At 54.4% G+C, this 704-nt stretch carries 1 protein-coding gene; it reads left to right on the top strand.

What is annotated here, in order from left to right; genetic code table 11:
• Positions 1–704: glycine--tRNA ligase subunit beta (locus B2R48_RS07345; protein WP_296999164.1), on the top strand; the 704-nt coding region annotated here is incomplete at both ends.

Raw genomic sequence — 704 nt, forward strand, 5'->3', positions numbered from 1 at the left:
CTTGATACCCTTGCCGGGTTCTTTGCGATTGATGAAAAGCCGACCGGTTCAAAAGATCCGTTTGCTTTGCGTCGTGCGGCATTGGGTGTCATTCGTCTGGTTCTGGAAAACGGTTTGCGTTTGCCGCTTGGGCGTATCTTTGCCTTTGCAGTTTCCCAGTACCCGGCAGATATTCGTCGTGACGAGGCGGTCGAAGACCTTTTGGCCTTCTTTGCTGACCGTCTCAAAGTCCATCTGCGTGAACAGGGTGTCCGCCATGATCTGGTGTCGGCCGTGTTTGCCCTGGATGGCGAGGACGATCTTGTCCGCCTGTTGGCCCGTGTTGAAGCGCTTTCCGATTTTGTCTCTGGCGAAAGCGGCGTCAACCTGATGGCCGGATACAAGCGTGCGTCTAACATTCTGCGCATCGAAGAGAAAAAGGACGGAACGTCCTATGACGCGGACGTTTCCGCGGATCTTCTGAGCCTGGAAGAAGAACGCAATCTGTATGAGGCGCTCATTGATGTCCGGCACAAGGCCTTGCCACTTCTGCGTGACGAGGACTACGCCGCGGCCATGACCGAATTTGCGCGGTTGCGTGAACCGGTCGATACATTCTTCGAAAAGGTTACGGTCAATAGCGACAATGCTGACGAACGTGCCAACCGCTTGAAGCTGTTGGCACAAATTCGCACAGCGTTGCACGATATTGCCGACTTCTCGAA

Source organism: Thalassospira sp. UBA848 (assembly GCF_002295455.1).
Lineage (GTDB): Bacteria > Pseudomonadota > Alphaproteobacteria > Rhodospirillales > Thalassospiraceae > Thalassospira.